Source organism: Chengkuizengella sp. SCS-71B (assembly GCF_040100845.1).
Taxonomy (GTDB): Bacteria; Bacillota; Bacilli; order Paenibacillales; family KCTC-33759; genus Chengkuizengella.
Genome location: NZ_JAZHSH010000001.1, coordinates 1,645,612 through 1,663,475, shown reverse-complemented (window position 1 = coordinate 1,663,475; position 17,864 = coordinate 1,645,612). Strand labels below are relative to the sequence as shown.

The 17,864-nt window shown below is 32.5% G+C and carries 18 protein-coding genes; 2 read left to right on the top strand and 16 right to left on the bottom strand.

The features are described from left to right. Positions 1 to 288: 288 nt before the first annotated feature. The 9 genes from VQL36_RS08215 to VQL36_RS08175 form a co-directional block, all read right to left on the bottom strand. A complete protein-coding gene (locus VQL36_RS08215; protein ID WP_349248846.1) occupies positions 289 to 1,212 on the bottom strand; it encodes a 5'-nucleotidase in 924 nt (307 codons plus the stop codon). A gap of 23 nt (positions 1,213 to 1,235) precedes the next feature. After that, positions 1,236 to 1,670, bottom strand: a complete 435-nt coding sequence (locus VQL36_RS08210) for an NUDIX domain-containing protein (protein WP_349248845.1) — start codon at positions 1,668 to 1,670, stop codon at positions 1,236 to 1,238. Positions 1,671 to 2,134: 464 nt separating this feature from the next. After that, a complete protein-coding gene (locus tag VQL36_RS08205; protein ID WP_349248844.1) occupies positions 2,135 to 2,497 on the bottom strand; it encodes a VOC family protein in 363 nt (120 codons plus the stop codon). A 192-nt stretch (positions 2,498 to 2,689) separates the two neighbouring features. Next, positions 2,690 to 3,820 carry an RNA-guided endonuclease TnpB family protein gene (locus VQL36_RS08200; protein WP_349247502.1) on the bottom strand — a complete coding sequence of 377 codons (1,131 nt, stop codon included), beginning with the start codon at positions 3,818 to 3,820 and terminating at the stop codon, positions 2,690 to 2,692. Then, a complete protein-coding gene (locus tag VQL36_RS08195; protein ID WP_349248843.1) occupies positions 3,798 to 4,418 on the bottom strand; it encodes an IS607 family transposase in 621 nt (206 codons plus the stop codon). Before VQL36_RS08195 ends, VQL36_RS08200 begins: the two co-directional genes overlap by 23 nt. A 516-nt stretch (positions 4,419 to 4,934) precedes the next feature. Beyond that, a complete protein-coding gene (locus VQL36_RS08190) occupies positions 4,935 to 5,285 on the bottom strand; it encodes a short-chain dehydrogenase (protein WP_413789565.1) in 351 nt (116 codons plus the stop codon). A 210-nt stretch (positions 5,286 to 5,495) separates the two neighbouring features. Continuing rightward, positions 5,496 to 5,729, bottom strand: coding sequence for a hypothetical protein (locus tag VQL36_RS08185; protein ID WP_349248842.1), 234 nt, complete (start codon positions 5,727 to 5,729; stop codon positions 5,496 to 5,498). A gap of 214 nt (positions 5,730 to 5,943) precedes the next feature. Beyond that, positions 5,944 to 6,324 carry a hypothetical protein gene (locus VQL36_RS08180; RefSeq protein ID WP_349248841.1) on the bottom strand — a complete coding sequence of 127 codons (381 nt, stop codon included), beginning with the start codon at positions 6,322 to 6,324 and terminating at the stop codon, positions 5,944 to 5,946. 1,421 nt (positions 6,325 to 7,745) lie between these two features. After that, positions 7,746 to 8,939 (bottom strand): IS110 family transposase, encoded by a 1,194-nt coding sequence (locus VQL36_RS08175; RefSeq protein WP_349248840.1) that lies wholly within the window; start codon positions 8,937 to 8,939, stop codon positions 7,746 to 7,748. Between the two features lie 599 nt (positions 8,940 to 9,538). Between VQL36_RS08175 and VQL36_RS08170 the strand changes: the two genes are divergently transcribed. Both VQL36_RS08170 and VQL36_RS08165 read left to right on the top strand, forming a co-directional pair. Then, on the top strand, positions 9,539 to 9,952 hold the full coding sequence (locus VQL36_RS08170; RefSeq protein ID WP_349248839.1) for a hypothetical protein: 414 nt from the start codon (positions 9,539 to 9,541) through the stop codon (positions 9,950 to 9,952). A gap of 211 nt (positions 9,953 to 10,163) precedes the next feature. Then, positions 10,164 to 10,553: a hypothetical protein gene (locus tag VQL36_RS08165; protein WP_349248838.1), complete on the top strand. Its 390-nt coding sequence runs from the start codon at positions 10,164 to 10,166 to the stop codon at positions 10,551 to 10,553. 94 nt (positions 10,554 to 10,647) lie between these two features. Here VQL36_RS08165 and VQL36_RS08160 read toward each other — a convergent pair whose 3' ends face one another. The 7 genes from VQL36_RS08160 to VQL36_RS08130 all read right to left on the bottom strand — a co-directional run bounded on the left by VQL36_RS08160 (position 10,648) and on the right by VQL36_RS08130 (position 17,812). Further along, a complete protein-coding gene (locus VQL36_RS08160; protein ID WP_349248837.1) occupies positions 10,648 to 11,232 on the bottom strand; it encodes a hypothetical protein in 585 nt (194 codons plus the stop codon). Positions 11,233 to 11,384: 152 nt separating this feature from the next. Further along, complete coding sequence (locus tag VQL36_RS08155) at positions 11,385 to 12,065, bottom strand: DnaD domain-containing protein (RefSeq protein ID WP_349248836.1); 681 nt, start codon at positions 12,063 to 12,065, stop codon at positions 11,385 to 11,387. Positions 12,066 to 12,137: 72 nt separating this feature from the next. Then, entirely contained in the window at positions 12,138 to 13,433 is a 1,296-nt protein-coding gene (gene asnS / locus VQL36_RS08150; protein WP_349248835.1) for an asparagine--tRNA ligase, read from the bottom strand. A gap of 47 nt (positions 13,434 to 13,480) precedes the next feature. Continuing rightward, positions 13,481 to 14,677: an acetate kinase gene (locus tag VQL36_RS08145; protein ID WP_349248834.1), complete on the bottom strand. Its 1,197-nt coding sequence runs from the start codon at positions 14,675 to 14,677 to the stop codon at positions 13,481 to 13,483. Further along, a complete protein-coding gene (locus VQL36_RS08140; RefSeq protein ID WP_349248833.1) occupies positions 14,674 to 15,543 on the bottom strand; it encodes a 3-hydroxyacyl-CoA dehydrogenase family protein in 870 nt (289 codons plus the stop codon). Before VQL36_RS08140 ends, VQL36_RS08145 begins: the two co-directional genes overlap by 4 nt. Before the next feature lie 237 nt (positions 15,544 to 15,780). Continuing rightward, entirely contained in the window at positions 15,781 to 16,704 is a 924-nt protein-coding gene (locus VQL36_RS08135) for a pseudouridine-5'-phosphate glycosidase (protein WP_349248832.1), read from the bottom strand. Beyond that, positions 16,694 to 17,812 (bottom strand): carbohydrate kinase, encoded by a 1,119-nt coding sequence (locus VQL36_RS08130; RefSeq protein ID WP_349248831.1) that lies wholly within the window; start codon positions 17,810 to 17,812, stop codon positions 16,694 to 16,696. The genes VQL36_RS08135 and VQL36_RS08130 overlap by 11 nt, the downstream gene beginning before the upstream one ends. Positions 17,813 to 17,864 lie beyond the last annotated feature (52 nt).

Here is a 17,864-nt window from a genome sequence, read left to right as displayed (position 1 = left end):
GAAAAACAGAGAGGACAAATAAATATATGACCAATATACTTTATGCTTTGTACATGATCGTGGTAGGAATTGTCTCCTTTTTTACAGGGGAAATAGTAACATTTATTATGCTTGGCATTATATTAATGAGCCTGAACAATATAAATACTACGTTAAAAATGATTTACAAAAAACTGAATCAAACAGAGGAAAACAATGAAGTTTAATATCTCCACAATAATAAAAAAAGTATGAAAGTTAGGAAAGAAATATAGCGATAATATAAATTCGATCCATGAAAAGTGGAATTTATTTATTTGCCACACCAAAAGGCACATGTACAGATGGGGTGATCTTAGCAACCCCTTCAATGTGACCTAATTGATCATCGAAAAAAATATGAGGTTTAAACACTTTTAGTACACGTTCCTTGTTGATCCCACCTAGAAAAAAGGCTTCATCAACCTGAATCCCCCAATTTCTTAGTGTTGAGATGACTCGTTCATGTGCCGGTGCATTTCTAGCTGTAACAATCCCAATTCTAATTCTAGATATATAGTTCTCAATAGATTTAGTCTTAACTAATTCTATCTTTTGTAATGTAGAAACTCCTTTTAAAAATTTCATCAATGGGCCAGGGGGTAGTGGTTCTTCTTTTTTTTGTTTTTCATGTTTATGAAATAATTCAATGGCACCTTCCTGATATACAGCTTCAGCTGAATCATCTGCTAAAATTCCATCAAAATCAAAGGCGATTCTTAATTCTTCTTCTTCATCGTTATCAATAAATTCTGTAGGAAATACTTGTCCTGCTGGAAGTCCTCTTTGAACTGCTTGAAGAACATCTTCAGGATTTGCAGATAAAAATAACGAAGCATTAAAAGCATCCATATACAAAAATGGATTACTCCCTTTTACAAAGGCTGCCCTTGAAATAGGAAGTTCATAGTGTTCAATAGATTTAAAAACTCTTAGACCAGTATCAGGATCATTTCGAGAGAGGAGCACTACTTCAACAGGTTGATCATCCAATTTATTTCCGTTCAAATCTAAAAGCCTTCTAATAAGTGGATAAGCCACACCTGTTTGAAGTGTTTTGCTCTCATTCTCTCTTTGGTATTTCCTATATTCTTCTTCCCCTCTTTTTAGAAATATCTGATCAGACTCTGACAAATCAAATAGTGCACTTGAAGCTACGGCAACAACAAATTTATTCTCAATTTTATAAGACATAAGCCCCCCGCTTTTTATAATTTTTAAGAGTGTCCGTTTTTTAATATATCGGCCAAATCTTCAGGATATACACGTACATCGGATAAGTCTTCAATATCTACCCATTCATATTTATTCTTATCTAGTCCTATTTTATTTTCATCTGCAGCATTTGTAATTTCATCTTTGCTGAAATTACATTTAAAATAATAATCAACTTGATGAGTATTTTTTTCCCATTCTGGATTATCATAATATTCGGCCATATATTCTTTTACATATAACATCTCATGGACATCGATCTCATAACCTGATTTATTAGTAAATCCTCTCTTTAAAGTAACTCTTAATTGTTCACCACTTTTTTGAGGCTCACAAGGTAATAAAAAATAGTCTCCATTTTCATCTTTATTTTTTGTAAGTAAGATTTTATCATTTACTGTGATTGCTGCTTTTGTAATGTTTTTTATAGGTCTCATCTGTATTCTCCTGACTATTCAATAAATTTTTATCTCTAATTCAATATATAAATCATATATATTTTATCATTTCTATCTTCTATTCTCATATTTTTCCTAAGAAATTCAAATTACTATTTTACTCCTCCCTGTATTTTAATACTTGAAAACATGGAAAATCAATTAAACAATTCAATTAGTTATTAGTTAAGAAAGCTTTGTAATATAATCTTAACATTCCTTTGATCTCTTTTTAACAAACGTTAACTATAATGAACTTAACCCCTTTTTAATATATTATTTTTTCATCCTACAGCTGAAAATACTGTGGGTTTTTTCTTTTTTTAAATTTATGAACCTAGATAATTACTAAATAGAAATTAATCATTCCTGAATTCTAGTTTTTCAAGAAGAAAAACCATCTAATAAGCTTAGATAGTTAGTCTTGAATAGATATTTATTACAATTATACTTTTTCATGAGTTTTAAAAAGTAACTGCCCCTAATAGATTTCCATTTGGATCTTCAAAATCGAAAAACCTCATACCGTCAGCAGAATGAATTTCAGATACTTCTACACCCGATTCCTTTAATTTGTTATGTAAAACGTCTACATCCTCTGTATAAAAGTTAAACGCCATATGATTTGATGGAGGAATGCCATCTACTTTATAGATAGTTAATGCCGTCTTCATTTCACCTGGATCATCGAATCTAAAACCAATATAATTTCCATCCCCACTCCGATAAACAACTTCAAATGGGAAGATACTTATATACCATTCTTCTGATTTCTTTAAGTCTGTCACTGGCACAAATACAGTGTCAATTCTTTTTACTAATTTCATTAAATCCCCCTCCTTTAAAAATCAAATCTTCGTTTATTATCATACCGTTGCCAAAACCTTATAAAACTCTATAAAGTCATGTTTATTTCCCTGTTCATCGTGTCCGATTTTGCCATGGCTACTCTCGTTTGATATAACACATCCAAGGGCGTAAATTCCCATACAACGAATGGTACACATCAACGATATCTTTTAAAGTGATATTACGCTGATTTGTTGATAGTTTGATAGATTCAGACTTGCATTATAGTCTCGATCTATCACCAAACCACATGAATTACATTGGTATGTACGATCTGATAGTTTAAGGTCTTTTTTTACTTCTCCACAACAACTACATGTCTTAGAAGATGGATACCATTTATCAGCGAGTATTAATTCAATTCCATAAAACTTACATTTGTACTCCATTTGTTTTTTAAACTCATGTAAACATTGTTTTGCAATCGCTTTGGATAAATGTTTGTTTTTCATCATGCCTTTAATATTCAAATCTTCCATAACAACTTTAGATGGCTTGGTTTTCACGATCTCATTCGTTGTTTGATGCAAATAATTGTTTCTTATATTTGCTAATTTACGGTGTACTAACTTTATTTTCTTTTCGAGTTTTATAATGTTGCATGTTTTGACGAAACGGTTTCCCTCCTTATTCATTTCATATTTTTTTGATAGGGTGCGTTGCAACCTACGCAACTTCTTTTCCATCTTTTTGATTCTTTTTGTTTTGTTTATATTTTTAAACGTCATTCCATTACTACATACAGCTAAATCTTTAATACCTACATCAACACCGATAACTTCATCTGTTAATTCAATTTTCGATTGTTCTTCTTCCACTCCAACGGATAAATACCAGTACTTTCCGTCAAAACTTACTCTAGGGTTCATGTATTTCACTTCCATCGGAATTTGTTCAGTTGTGTTAACCCATCCTACCTTTTCGATCAACACTTTCATTGGCTTTACTTTCAACTTTTCCGTGTCATTGTAAAACGATGGTTTACTTTTACGTCTGCTCTTAAACTTTGGTTTGTCAGCCAGACCTTTAAAGAAACGTTTATAAGCATTACAAGCATCTTTAACAGCTTGTTTAGCCACGTTATTTGACACTTCATTTAGCCATTGCAACTCAGTTTTCTTTAATTGGGTTAGTTCTTTCCTCAACGTACCATCTAAGATAAACTTCCCACCGTTGTTGTAGTTTTCTTCTTGTCTTGCCAATGTCCAGTTGTAGATGAATCTTGCTGTACCAACGGATTGCCAAAGCTTCTGCTCTTGCTCTTCATTCGGCTTGATTCTAATTTTCTTGGCTAGGATCATCTTCAACTAACTCCTTAATCATTTTCTTAGCTTTGTTGGCTCTTTTACCTTGAAGTCTGCAACTAAACACAATTTGAATTAAATCCTCAACTAATTCTTGTTCTTCGGTTTTTTCCGTGTGATCTATAATTTCAATTGTTGTTCCATATTTGTCACATAGATTTTCTATTAATTCAAAACCAAATCGAATTAAACGATCTTTATAAAGGATGACTACTTTCTCTACTTCTGAATTCGTAATCTTATCTATGAGTTGATTTAATCCCTTTTTATTGTAGTTAATCCCACTGCCAATATCAGAAATGATTTCAAATTGATAACCTTTTGCTAACATATAGGTTCTTACGTTTTCTATCTGTCTTTCAAGATCATCTTTTTGCTTATGGGAGGACACTCTACAATAACCTATGACTTTTTTGTTTAATTGCTTTTCTCCTTTAATACCTAAGAAGTGATTAAGTTGTTCTTGAGAATAATATCGATAACCACTAACTGACACGTGATCAGGCTTAAATTTTCCTTGTTTATCCCAATTTCGCAATGTATCCTTTGTTTTTCCAATTAACTTTGCAAATTGGCCTATTGAGTAGTATTTCAAATCTATCAACTCCTTATCCTATACCAACTATAGTATAAAAAAGATAAAGAGTTTTATAGACTTTCATAATTGTTATTTAACTGTTATTACCCCTCTCTTAGGAAACAAAAATGAAGTATTACATAATAAAAAAGCAGCCAAAAAAAGATTTCGGGCTACTTGAAAGTTAGTTTAATATTTATCTAGAATCCAATCATTATTGTAACAAATTGCAAAATATAAGTCTACTATTTTATTCAAATTTTCCCTATAATCGGAACATTCTATAATAAAGGTGTTGGTTTAAAATAAAGTTTGATTAAAAACCTCATACATACGCACATTCTATGGTAAATAAAAGAATCCATTTTGAAAGAAAGATTGATCAAAATGGATTCTAAAATGAATAATAGCTACTTGGTTTTTATAAAAAAGATTGATCATTTTCTACTCATGTTATTCCATAATCGCGCCAGTTTGTGGAGTAACATAATATTGTTTAACTAACACTCTTCATTACTTGAATAAACCAATTTCTTAAATCCCAAAGTGTATCATATATTTTTTTTCTTCTTTTGATTGAATAATTTTTGCTGCCAATTTTGTTAGTTCGTCAGACTTTTTGAAGTTTGGCGAAGATACAACCACATCATAAAGCAGCGAAAGAGATTCAGGAGGAATAATAGTAACTCCCCAATATGCAAGGCCATATTCTGGTCTTGAATATGAATGGAAGTAACTCTTCATTATTTTTAAGTGCTTTGAAAGATCATTAATGAGATCATCACCCACTGAAATACAATTATATTCTTTTGGGACATAGTAGCCATAATCTTTTCCAATATTAAAATCATCGATAATGCCAAACTCATGGACACACGGAATAATTATCAACCTTTCACATTATGAAATAGTTTGTTCTTAAAAAATAGCAAGCCTAGTTGCTTCATATTTATACTATCTCAATATAGCATATTTCCTTATCACTGTTATTCAACATTTATAAAGAAAGACGCTTCTCAATTAGAGAATAGCGCCATATTGTTAAAGATTTAATTTCGAGATAATCATATTCCTCGTTAATTCGAAAAACTGATATCATTTAGAATCCCTTATAACTTTAAAACACAAGCTCGATAAAATAAATGAAACTACTATTATTATTGGTGTTACCACAAAAATTCCTAATAGGTCGGTTTTATAATTCCACGGCACAAAAGCATCCCATAATTCACCCATTATTCTCCATAAAACAATAAAAATACCAACAGTTAAACCAAAATAAATTATTTTTTCTAACACTTGTTTCATCTTATTTAATCCTTTCCTCATGTACTGAGTTGTAACTTAAATCCTTCTTCTACTATCTCTTTAAAGTTACTTTTGCAATCTGAAATACTTAGATAATTTTTCAAGGTATATATCATAATCATTAGATTTACAATTTTTCATTATTCTTTCAATAGTCGCATTAACAGTATTGGTAGCTCATTCAGTATCTCTCTCTAAATCAAATAAGTGGTACGCAAAAACTACACTTCAACAGTTAATTAAAGTCATAATCTTTTTTTAATTCAATCAACAGATATTGTAATTCACTCATCATCTGTTCATCTAAAGGATCTTTTGAAAGTTCATCTAATACTTGGATTAATTCCTGTTTTTTACTTATGTCATCTATATCTTTATTTAAATAAGTCATCTGAAGTAAATAATCTAATAATACTATAGAATAAACTTGCACAACATAAGTCTCGTCATAATAACTGGTAAATTTAGAAAGACTTTCAGCTTTAGTTGCATGTCTGATAACATGTGATGATAAACTTGAATCATTTTCTAGAGAACGTTTAAGTATTCTTAAACTTGATAAAAATTCTTGATCTATATGATTTTGTTCTCTACCTTCCTTTTTTAACTCGTTCATTTGATATACATTAAATGAAAATGAGGAAAAAAGTACTATGATTAAAAAAATAATATTTATATTAAATTTCTTCATATAATAACTCCTCAGCTATAATAAAAAAGGGATGTCCCCCTTCTTTTATTCATGCTAATTAAATTTAAAAAAACATAAACCTTTTCCTAAAATCTACAAGTTATAATAATAAGTTGGGCATATATTATCTTATTAAACTAGTTTATTATAATACTAGGGATGTTCACTATAAGTAAATGTTACCAGATGTTATTTTCAGAAGAGTTTGTTCCACAATCTGGCCCATCCATAAAAAAAGACGCTTCTCTATTAGAGAATAGCGCCAGTTCGTAATATTAGATCAGCCAGTTTTGTTGAAGATAAGATTAGTGACTCCCAATTTCATTGTTCTTATTTATTAAAATAGCCCAAACATTATAGGAATTAAAATTAAAGCGAACAACCCGATCAATATCCATACACTAAGCTGAGGATCAACTTTTTTAGATAAAAATTTGATATGTGATTCGTCGATTTTTTTTGAGGAGTAACTAAGTAAAATCCCTATTATAAAGACTATCAACAATGATAATAACTTTTCATCTTTAACAATTGATTCAATATAATAATAGTAAATTCCGAATATTATCAAAACGAATATAAGATACAATATAGTTGAGACTTTCATTTTTTCCCCCTTTTTTAACCTTCACAATTAAAATTAAACTATAGCGCTAATCGTTTAAAAAATTCAAATTCCTCAAAGTTTTCATTCAATAATGCACCATATTGCTGAAGAGATGTAATTGACTGTTTTGAGGCTATAATATAACCCTATCTGTAAGACAATGACTACTTATTTGAGCCGTTCAGAAAAAGTCAGATTGCCTCTAATCTTAATTTCATTTTTGATTTAGAATTAGACATCATTAATAGTACCACTTGAATTATAATGGCTAGTTATGTTAATTTATCAATCATATTAGATATTCCCATAATATCACATTCTTTTCATATAAATAAAAGAAATATAACATCTTACAAATACCATCTTATGATTTTCAAAGTATGATGGTTTTTCTTTCCATTCGCATACATGTGGAGTATTTTAAACCCGTTTGTCAAATTGATCTAATACCATTCTCAACTATGTATTCTTGAAGTTCTTTTATGTATTCATCATTTTTTTGAAAAACACCCCACATGCCGAAATCTTATTCAACTATCCTACCCTTTAAATTAATAATTATTTCAAATTTTCTTAACTTCCACAAGGAACTATTTCACAATACCAGCTACTAGAAGGTCAAGAATTAATTTAAAAATAAATAAATTTCCGTGATATAATAATTTTTAACATACCAAATAGACCTTCCTATTACTATTGGAAGATCATGGTCTTGGAGTAAATATATAGTTGTATCTGTTTATCTAAAAGCCTCTTTACGTTTTAAAATGTAGAAAATCCATTGAATGAGCTTATTTGCACAAGCAATCATGGCAACTTTGTGTGGTTTACCTTCTTCTCGCTTTTTCTGATAAAACTCTTTAAGTTTACTATTTCGAGATTTTCTTAAACCACATAATACAGCAGTATATAATATTTGCCGAAGTCTACTTGAACCTCTTTTGGTTATTCGGTTATAGGTTGCTTTAAATTTGCCTGATTCATGGACCCTTGGATCTATACCTGCAAAGGCTACTAGTTTCTTCGGGTGCGAAAAACGCTCTATTCCCCCAATTTCGGAGATGATTGTTGCTGCAATCTTATCTCCTATTCCGGGGATAGAATGAAGGATATGATAATCTTCTATTTCATTTGCTAAGGTATCTATCTCGTCTTTTAACTTTGATAAATGTTCTTGGTATTCTAGTAAAATTTCAATGTACATTTTTAGACTGACTAAGTTGCTGTCGTAAAGATTCTTTTGAAAAGGATCCTTTGAAGCAACCTCCTTTAACTCCTCAGCCTTTTTCAATGCCCATTTATAAGACCTCTTCTGGCAAAACTCTTTCATTTTTTCAGCTAAGTCATTAATATCTTTATTTAATACTTTTTCTGCAGTAGGAAATAAATATAATGTCTTTAAAGAAACCTTAGAATACGTATCGCCAAACACTTTCTTGTACTCTGGAAATACCTGATCTAAAATAGCTAGAAATTGTAGCTTCATCTGCACATAAGAGCTAGTTATCGCATCGTGCTGTCTAGTTAAGTTACGTAGATTTAAAACCTGAACACTCTTCTTATGATAGGGTTCCAAATCCTCTTTATAGTACAACTCACATAAATGAGAAGCATCGATGGCATCGGTCTTGACCTTCCTCATGCTCGATTTTTTAGCTCCATGAGAAATAATAGGATTCACCATAATGTAGACGATTCTTTCCCTTTCAAGGAATTGCACGACAGGTTCATGATAATGACCTGTAGACTCAAATATGACAACTGGAGCCTTTTCAGCCTCTGCTTCTACCTCTTTATAAAACTTGTAAAATACATCTAAACCATCTAAATGATGTTCAAATTTGAAGCTCTTTTTGTATGAACTTTTCTTTTGTAAAAAGGCTTGAACTTGACTTTCTCCTTTTGCAATATCCAGACCTATGACTGGATCCATGTATAACACTCCCTCTCACTATCTCATTGCCGGTACCCCTATTTCCCTTGTAGTGTCATTTCTTCGCTTGTTATACGAGATCTACGTCCCAACCAGCCTCACACATGTTTCTACAAGTAGAGGGTGAACAGTTTTGTGGACGGGATCAAGTCCCACTGGCCCAAACGTTCTACCCCGGCTACCTAAAGAATACGACCTATAAAAAAATGAGGTCAACCAGAAATAACTGGCTAACCTCATAATACGATCTGGCCCAATTGTTGAATAAAAGAATTTAAAAAACTCATGAATCATTTTCTAATTCATGAGTTTTGATCTGTCTTTCTTACAATTGATCGATCTTTCTTTTAAAAGATCAAACTTTCTTTTAAATGATCAATCTTTCTTTTAAAACAACAAAAGGAGAGTTATTTTAGAGACTCTCATTATCATCAGTGTATAGAATTACCCTCGGCATACATATCATCAAATGGATTCTTGATTATGGAAGGAAAGTAATAGAGGGATCTGAAAATTGGATTAATGATAGGAGTAAATTAATCTACCAACTGAAATACCACCTTCAATTTTAGGGAATAATATCAATGAGGTGGATTCAGATGATAAAAAAAATAATACTGATAATATTTATTAGTTTAATTTTCGAAACTGTTATTGCACAAACCACTAAACAAATTGAAATTTTTGACATAAGTAAGGAGGAAGTCATTAAAAATGTGCAACTCAATTCAGACTTACAACAGGATGCAGAGAAATTTCTTAAAGGTATTACTGGATTATATGTTAGGATTGACCCCATTCCAAGTGAAGGGTATTTAGTGAAAATCCCTTTAGATCCTAGTGTCTTGGTAAAAAACCAATGGATAAATGAGCTTGTAGATGAAGTCATCATTATAATTTCTAGACGAGAAGCTCCCTATTTAATGGTTTTTGATAAGGAAAATAGGCCTCTCTTTTTTACATTTGAAGGTGATACAGATGCATTTTTAACAAAATTGAATTTTACTCCTTAGACCTCAACTGTCACGCCTTTTTACTTCTCTGATATGAGGCTAGTCAAGGTAAAGCATTAAACTTCCTCAACGAGAGGTTCAATAGTAGTTTTTTTCAAAGTGATTTATTAATAGATAGGAGTAGTTTTTTTTATACCATGAGTTACTTGTCTATACATTAGTAACCTATCAAGCATACAATATGATATCTAAGATGATAGGAGGTGTTTCAATGAATAGACCTGTAAAAACAAAAGAGAAGGTTTTATCAACAGGAGTATTAAATATAACAGAACAAACAGTGAATGCACACATAGAACTAGTAAACTTCAGCTCAAAAAAATTAGAAATGGTTAGATTTCAAGTCATAGATTGGGTCCCATCCCCACCTGTAGTTAATTTCGATGAAGTAGTAGTATTAGGTCCAAATGAAACAAAAGAATTTGATGATACTTTAAATACTGTACACTATGAAATCCGAATTAAGCATCCAGGTAGTAAGAATGTCATTGTAAATACTTTTGCAGCAGATGCCGATGGATTCACAGTGCCTGGCCTTACTATAGTTCAGAGTCAGTTAATGAAAATAGATGAACCATTACTCAACGATAATGGATGTTAATATTCATATATTAAAAGCTTCTGTCACAAAGGGTACACTTTAAACCCCGTGAAGAAGCTTTTCAATCTATTGAGCCTAAAGTTTATGCATCAGTCTATCTCCACTTCCTTAAACAATCAATAGACTCTACCTGATTTAATAATGGAAGCAGCTCAGATACCCTTAAATATCCACCAACATAGTTTCGGTCATATCTTGTTAAATAAAAGGATAGTGAAATACCATTGTGTAGCATCACTGTAACCCACCGATTGATGCAAGGCTTTGCTTCTTCTTCGTTCGTTATAACCTTTCCTTGACATGTTATTGATTTATAAGCATTGTGAGAGACAAAACCCTCTACTCGATTCATATTAATGGATTTAAGAAAGGCAGTAATAACAGTACCGTCGACTAGGTTAATTTTAACCCAATTGTTCATACAATTTAATACTTCATAAAGATTTATCCGTACTGGAGGCTGAGCTGGTTCAATCAAATTAGAATAATGAACTTGAATTGGCTGCCAACTACCATAAACAGTTTGTATATCCAACTCTGCCATTCCATTTAATTGATTTAAACTCCTTACGTATGCGCGAACATTCCCATAACCAGGAATGTAGGTCCTAATAGTTTGCCCTACATAAATTTTACTTGTTGTAGGAGATACATCACGATTTGTCCCATTGTTTCTCATGATCAAGACACTTCCTCCTTGATATGTTTTAACAATGGCAGTATATGCTCTAACTAGGCAAGTGTGCAATTATTTTTCACTTTAAAATCAAAAAAAGCTATCAATAGTCATCTTAACTATTAATAGCTTTCTACGGTTTAAAAAATTAAAATTTATCTTGCACCTCTAAACTTCTGCGAATAATCCTTCGCTTGTTGAGCAGTAAAAACTCGATTTCGATTCCAATCTAATAAAATCCGATCAATATATCGAAAATGAACTTTTCCTGCAAAAACTGCTTCTTTTAAAGCCGCCAAAATAAGTTCCTCTTTATATTGATCTTGATCTATCCAACCAGATATCGTTTCAAGCTCCATGGGTGATAAAGGTCTAGCAAACTCTTTTTCAAAAACAGAAAATAGATTTGATTCATTTTGTAATTCAATCTCATTATGATCTAGTTCAATTGAATCAGACATCAAAATATCATCCATATAACATTCAATTAATTTCTCATTTAAAGCTTCTAAATTATATCGCTCTGACTGCATGCCCGTAACAGGATCAATCTGTTCATCTATGTTTAAAATTCCGTCCTTCATCATTTTTTGCATAAAATAAATCACTTGATCAGGAGGGACACTCATTCTGAATTGAATTTCCTCTAATGTTGGGAAATCTTTGTGATCTTTTTCCTTAAAAGAAAGGATATGTATGATCATCATCACTTCCACTTCAGAAAGGTTTAACTTTTTATAATATTTTAATAGTAGGTTAGGAACGGATACAGTCCCCTCTTTTATACCCAATTGAATTCCTTTTGAAATTTGTGAGATGTCAAAGTTGTTATTCATTCAATAATGCCTCCTCTTTGATCCTGTTTTTGGTTCAAAAAGGAGGTTATTCCATACTTTTTGAACATTATCTTATGGATACATACGATATAGCAGACGTGGGAATGGAATCGTTTCACGAACATGCTCTAATCCACAAATCCAAGCCACCGTTCTTTCTAAGCCTAGACCAAAACCAGAATGAGGAACTGAACCATACGTTCTTAAATCCATGTACCATTGATATGCTTCCTCGGACAATTTATGCTCTGCAAATCGCTGTTCCATTAATTGTACATCATCAATCCTTTGACTTCCTCCAATAATTTCACCATATCCTTCAGGGGCAATAAGATCCGCACATAAAACGACTTCTGGACGTTCTGGATCAGGTTTCATGTAGAATGATTTTAATTCTGTTGGATAATGCGTAATAAACACAGGTTTATCATAATGTTCGGCTATCGCTGTTTCGTGTGGAGCTCCAAAATCCTCTCCCCATTTAATATCAAAATCTTTATCCTGTAAAAATTGAATTGCTTCATCGTATGTTATACGAGGAAAATCCCCTGTAACTTGTTCAAGTTTACTTAAATCTCTCTTTAAAAACTTAAGTTCTTTTTGACAATTTTTCAATACCGATTGTACAATATGGGAAATAAATTGTTGCTGAATTTGTAAACTTTCTTCATGTTCTACAAATGCCATCTCAGGTTCAATCATCCAAAATTCGATTAAATGTCTACGAGTTTTTGATTTTTCCGCTCTGAATGTTGGTCCGAAGGAATATACACGCCCTAATGCCATTGCAGCTGCTTCCATATAGAGTTGTCCACTCTGTGAAAGAAAAGCATCCTCTTCAAAATATTTTGTATGGAATAATTCTGTCGTTCCTTCACATGATGAAGGCGTAAGAATCGGTGCATCCACCATTGTGAACCCTTTTTCATTAAAAAACTGATGTACTGATCTTATAATTTCATTTCTGATCACTAAAATTGCACGTTGTCTAGGAGCACGCATCCATAAATGACGATGATCCATTAAAAAGTCTACACCGTGTTCCTTCGGAGTAATCGGATAATCTTTTGTTAGATGAATGACTTTTACACCAGTTAAAGTCAGCTCAAATCCTGAAGGACTTCTTTCTTCTTCTCTTACAATTCCTGTCGCATATAAAGAACTCTCTTGAGTTAACTCTTTAGCTGCTAACCATATCTCTTCTTCTACTTCTTGTTTAACCATGACACCTTGGATAAAACCAGTACCATCTCTTAATTGTAAAAATTGAATTTTTCCACTTGATCTTTTATTGTGAACCCAACATCCGATTGTTACTTCTTGTCCAACATATTGTCCTACTTCACGAACTAAACATTTATTACTCATACCATCACCCTTTTACATCGAATTTAATTGAATCTTTACTCCCTTAATTACTTTATAAGTTTATAAGTATCTCTAGCAATAACTAATTCTTCATTCGTAGGAATTACTAACACTTCTACTTTTGAATTATTGGATGAAATTCTACGTTCTTCAGAAGACCTAGTCTCATTCATATTATCATCTATTTCAATTCCAAAAAAGGTCAATTGTTCACAAATTCTTTTTCTTAAAGTAACTGAGTTTTCACCAACCCCTGCCGTAAATACAAGCACATTCATACCGTCCATTGCAGCAGCATAGGAGCCAATATATTTTCGCAACCGATATTCATACATATCGAAAGCAAGCTTAGCATTAGCATCGCCTTCATTCATATCCTCTTCAATTTCTCTCATGTCACTGCTGTGTCCTGAAATAGCCATGAGCCCACTATGTTTATTTAACATGGAATTCACTTCTGATATTCTTAAATCTACTTTCCCCATAATATAAGGTACAACAGCAGGATCTAAATCACCACTTCGTGTCCCCATCATTAATCCTTCTAATGGAGTCATCCCCATACTAGTGTCAAAAGATTTACCATCTTTTATAGCTGTACAACTTACTCCATTTCCTATATGACAGGTGACAATTTTAAGATCTTCCAGATTTTTACCTAAAAATTCAGCAGCTCTTTGACTTACATAATCATGAGATGTTCCATGAAATCCATAGCGTCTTATTTTGTACTTCTTATATAATGCCTTAGGTATTGGATAAAGATAAGATGAAGCTGGCATGGTCTGATGAAATGCGGTATCAAACACAACTGCTTGAGGAATGTTTGGCATTGTTATCTCAACTGCTTGAATTCCCATCATATGAGCAGGATTATGTAGTGGAGCTAAATCAAACAATTTTTTAATTTCCTGTTTAACTTCCTGTGTTACGATGACAGAGGTAGAAAAACTCTCCCCGCCATGCACTACGCGATGGCCAACCGCTTCAATTTCATCAACAGATTTTATTATACCATGTTCTTGATGAACTAACATTTGAACTACTTTTTTTATAGCTGTTGTGTGATCTAGAATCTCACTCACTTCTGTTACTTCAGGTTTACCCGCAGGTTCATGAGACAATATTGAGGATTCAAAACCGATTCTTTCCACTCTTCCCTTTGCGAGTACTGATTCATTTTCCATGTTATATAGTTGGTATTTTAAAGATGAACTACCCGCATTGATCACTAATATTTTCATATCCGATCACCATCCACATCATATCTAAAAAATCCCTCTCCTGTTTTCACTCCAAGATTACCAGCTCTTACCATCTTCTTCAATAAATAAGATGGACGATATTTCAAATCTCCAAATTCACGGAATAAACGATCCAACGCTGCCAAAACAGCATCCAATCCAAATCGATCACACATTTCAAGCGGACCATAACGGAAATCATACCCAAGTCTCATTGCTGTATCAATATCCTCTGCAGACGCCACACCTTCCTCTAATGTATGAAGTGCCTCATTAATTAATAAACAAATCAAACGGGAGGTAACAAATCCAGGGGATTCGTAAACCATAATCCCTTTTTTCTCTATCGTATCTTGCACAAAGTTCAGTGTATTTAGAAAGGTTTCTTCAGATGTTCTTAATCCTCTTATAATTTCCACTAAATCTATTTCAGCAACAGGGTGTAAAAAATGCAGTCCAATTACTCTTTCAGGATGCTTTGTTTTACTTGCCAGCTCCGTTAAACTTAATGTTGAAGTATTACTAGCTAAAATAACATCTGGAGAACAAATTTCATCTAACATTTCAAATACTTTTTTCTTATCACGTAAATTTTCAGTAATCGTTTCTATGATCATTTCACATTCAGATAGCTTATGTACATTTGTAATTTTCTCTATTTTAGATAGGGTTAATTTTTTCTCTGCTTCCGTGATTGCCCACTTCTCCAATTGTTTATCTAAGCTGATTTCAATACTATTCCATGATTGTTCTAACTTTTCTTCTGTTCTTTCTACAAGGTAGACTTCGAGCCCTTTTTTGGAAAGCATTTCTGCAATGCCTTGACCCATTGTCCCTGCCCCAACAACTCCTATTTTTTTAAACATGAAAATCACCTTTTTATCTATAAATTTATGAAAAGAACTTTTTGAACAAGCATATTTAGATTAATTTTCCCTAAAAGATCATAACAAATGTAACATTCATTTTCATCAATTACACAAAATGTTCACAGGTACTGATTAACTTATAATTTAATTATACTAAAAAGACGATGTTCAACATAGTTGTTCACCGTCTTCATCTAATTTTAAAATAGAATATTCACTATTTGTTTATTTATTTTACTTCTTTAAAGCATGAAGCTGAACTGCAATTTGTGCGCCGATATTAGCATTGTTCTTCACAAGTGCTATATTGGTAACTAAGCTTTGACCTTTTGTTAATTCTTTTACCTTATCTAATAAAAATGGTGTTGTTTCTTTACCAGAGATGTTATTTTCCTTAGCTTCTGATAATGCTTGATCAATAATTTGATTCATAAATTCGGGTGAAAGTTCATCCTCCTTAGGAACTGGGTTTGTGATGACAATCCCACCATCTAAACCTAATCTCCATTTGGTATCAATCATCTCAGCAACTTCAGTTGTTGAATCCACTTGATAATCAACCTCAAATGCACTTGAACGTGAATAAAAAGCAGGTAACGTTTTTGTTTCATATCCAAGTACAGGTACACCATGCGTTTCTAAATATTCTAAGGTTAAACCGATATCCAAAATAGATTTTGCACCAGCACATACGACTGCTACATTCGTTTTAGCAAGTTCTTGTAAATCTGCTGAAATATCCATCGTTGTTTCCGCTTCACGATGCACACCCCCAATTCCTCCTGTTACAAATACTTCAACGTTTGCTAAATTAGCACAAATCATCGTTGCGGCCACGGTTGTAGCACCATTCTTCTTTTTCATTAATAAATAGGGTAAATCTCTTCGACTCGCTTTCTCAATTTCATCACTTTTTGCTAAAAATTCAATTTCATCTTCAGTTAGTCCTATTTTTATTTTTCCATTGATGATAGCAATAGTAGCAGGAACAGCACCATTGTCACGAATAATCTGTTCCACTGCCTTCGCTGTTTCTACATTTTGTGGATAAGGCATTCCATGAGAGATAATCGTGGATTCTAAAGCAACCACCGGTTTTTTATTATTTTTGGCTTCTAATACCTCGTGTGAATATTCTATGAATGACTTAAGATTCATGTTGATCTTCCCCTTTAAAATAAGTTGTATAACCTTCATGCAGCATATTTTTGTTCAAGCCAGAATGTACTGTTTCATTGGTTTGTAAAGTAATTGCTGAACAGGACATCCCATATTTGCAAGCCGTTTGTATGTCCTCACCTTGAAGTGTGGCATAAACTATTCCAGCTATTAGTGAATCCCCAGCTCCTGTTACATCTTGAACTTGGATATGTGGAGGTTGAATATATTCTGACTTTCCTTTGTCAGTAGCAAAAAATATGCCTTGTTCTCCAAGTGTAATCACTATATTTTCTATTCCTTTTGCGATCATTAAATCTGCAGCTTTTTTATAGTTGTTTTCCTCAGTTAAAGAAATGCCTGTTAAAGTTTCGGCTTCATCTCGATTTAAAATCAACCAAATCACTCCTGTACAATCCTTAGGAATTTTATTGATCTTAGGAGATGAAACAGAAGCAATACAAACTGGAATGTTTTTGCTGTAACTTTGTTTTATGATGTATTCAATGACATCAGAAGGTAAATTTGTATCTATTAATATTAAATCGGAACCAGCAATACGCCCCCACCTTTTTTGCACATGAGATACTTCCATCTGATCGATAATAGACATTTCAGATAAAGCTATGACCATCTCCCCATCAGAATTAATAACTGCTGTGTAAGCTCCTGTATTACTGTTCGGAATTTTATAAATTAAACTCATATCGATATAAGGTTTGCTTCTTTCTAATAACCAATCACCTTCAGAATCATCTCCTACAAGTGTTAAAAGAGAAACAGAATTCTCTAATCTACCTAGGTTTTCTGCAATGTTTCGTGCAACTCCCCCAGTTGATTTAAAAGAAGTGACTGGATTTGATGTTCCATATTGAGCTGAACCTATTACCTGAGCTTTTCGATCTACATTTGCCCCACCTATACAAGTAATATGTTTTTCCTTAGGTAAAATGTATGCTCGTCCAACAAGTTTTCCTTTTTTGGTAAGAGTGGAAATATAGTTTGCTATAGCAGGTCTTGATAATTCCAACTTTTCTGCCAGCTCGTTTTGAGTGATAAAGGGGTTTTCTTGAATTAGATAAAGGATGCGCTGCTCTTTTTCATTCATGATTTCACCACCCTCAGCAATAAAATTTAATGTTAAATAACGCTTAATATAC

Bases quoted from the DNA above. Each gene is read 5' to 3' on its own strand.
- VQL36_RS08200 (WP_349247502.1), bottom strand. From the start codon at position 3,820: ATGATCCTAGCCAAGAAAATTAGAATCAAGCCGAATGAAGAGCAAGAG.
- VQL36_RS08165 (WP_349248838.1), top strand. From the start codon at position 10,164: ATGAATAGACCTGTAAAAACAAAAGAGAAGGTTTTATCAACAGGAGTA.
- asnS (WP_349248835.1), bottom strand. From the start codon at position 13,433: ATGAGTAATAAATGTTTAGTTCGTGAAGTAGGACAATATGTTGGACAA.
- VQL36_RS08160 (WP_349248837.1), bottom strand. From the start codon at position 11,232: ATGAGAAACAATGGGACAAATCGTGATGTATCTCCTACAACAAGTAAA.
- VQL36_RS08155 (WP_349248836.1), bottom strand. From the start codon at position 12,065: ATGAATAACAACTTTGACATCTCACAAATTTCAAAAGGAATTCAATTG.
- VQL36_RS08130 (WP_349248831.1), bottom strand. From the start codon at position 17,812: ATGAATGAAAAAGAGCAGCGCATCCTTTATCTAATTCAAGAAAACCCC.
- VQL36_RS08145 (WP_349248834.1), bottom strand. From the start codon at position 14,677: ATGAAAATATTAGTGATCAATGCGGGTAGTTCATCTTTAAAATACCAA.
- VQL36_RS08175 (WP_349248840.1), bottom strand. From the start codon at position 8,939: ATGGATCCAGTCATAGGTCTGGATATTGCAAAAGGAGAAAGTCAAGTT.
- VQL36_RS08180 (WP_349248841.1), bottom strand. From the start codon at position 6,324: ATGAACGAGTTAAAAAAGGAAGGTAGAGAACAAAATCATATAGATCAA.
- VQL36_RS08205 (WP_349248844.1), bottom strand. From the start codon at position 2,497: ATGAAATTAGTAAAAAGAATTGACACTGTATTTGTGCCAGTGACAGAC.
- VQL36_RS08185 (WP_349248842.1), bottom strand. From the start codon at position 5,729: ATGAGGAAAGGATTAAATAAGATGAAACAAGTGTTAGAAAAAATAATT.
- VQL36_RS08215 (WP_349248846.1), bottom strand. From the start codon at position 1,212: ATGTCTTATAAAATTGAGAATAAATTTGTTGTTGCCGTAGCTTCAAGT.
- VQL36_RS08210 (WP_349248845.1), bottom strand. From the start codon at position 1,670: ATGAGACCTATAAAAAACATTACAAAAGCAGCAATCACAGTAAATGAT.
- VQL36_RS08135 (WP_349248832.1), bottom strand. From the start codon at position 16,704: ATGAATCTTAAGTCATTCATAGAATATTCACACGAGGTATTAGAAGCC.
- VQL36_RS08170 (WP_349248839.1), top strand. From the start codon at position 9,539: ATGATAAAAAAAATAATACTGATAATATTTATTAGTTTAATTTTCGAA.
- VQL36_RS08140 (WP_349248833.1), bottom strand. From the start codon at position 15,543: ATGTTTAAAAAAATAGGAGTTGTTGGGGCAGGGACAATGGGTCAAGGC.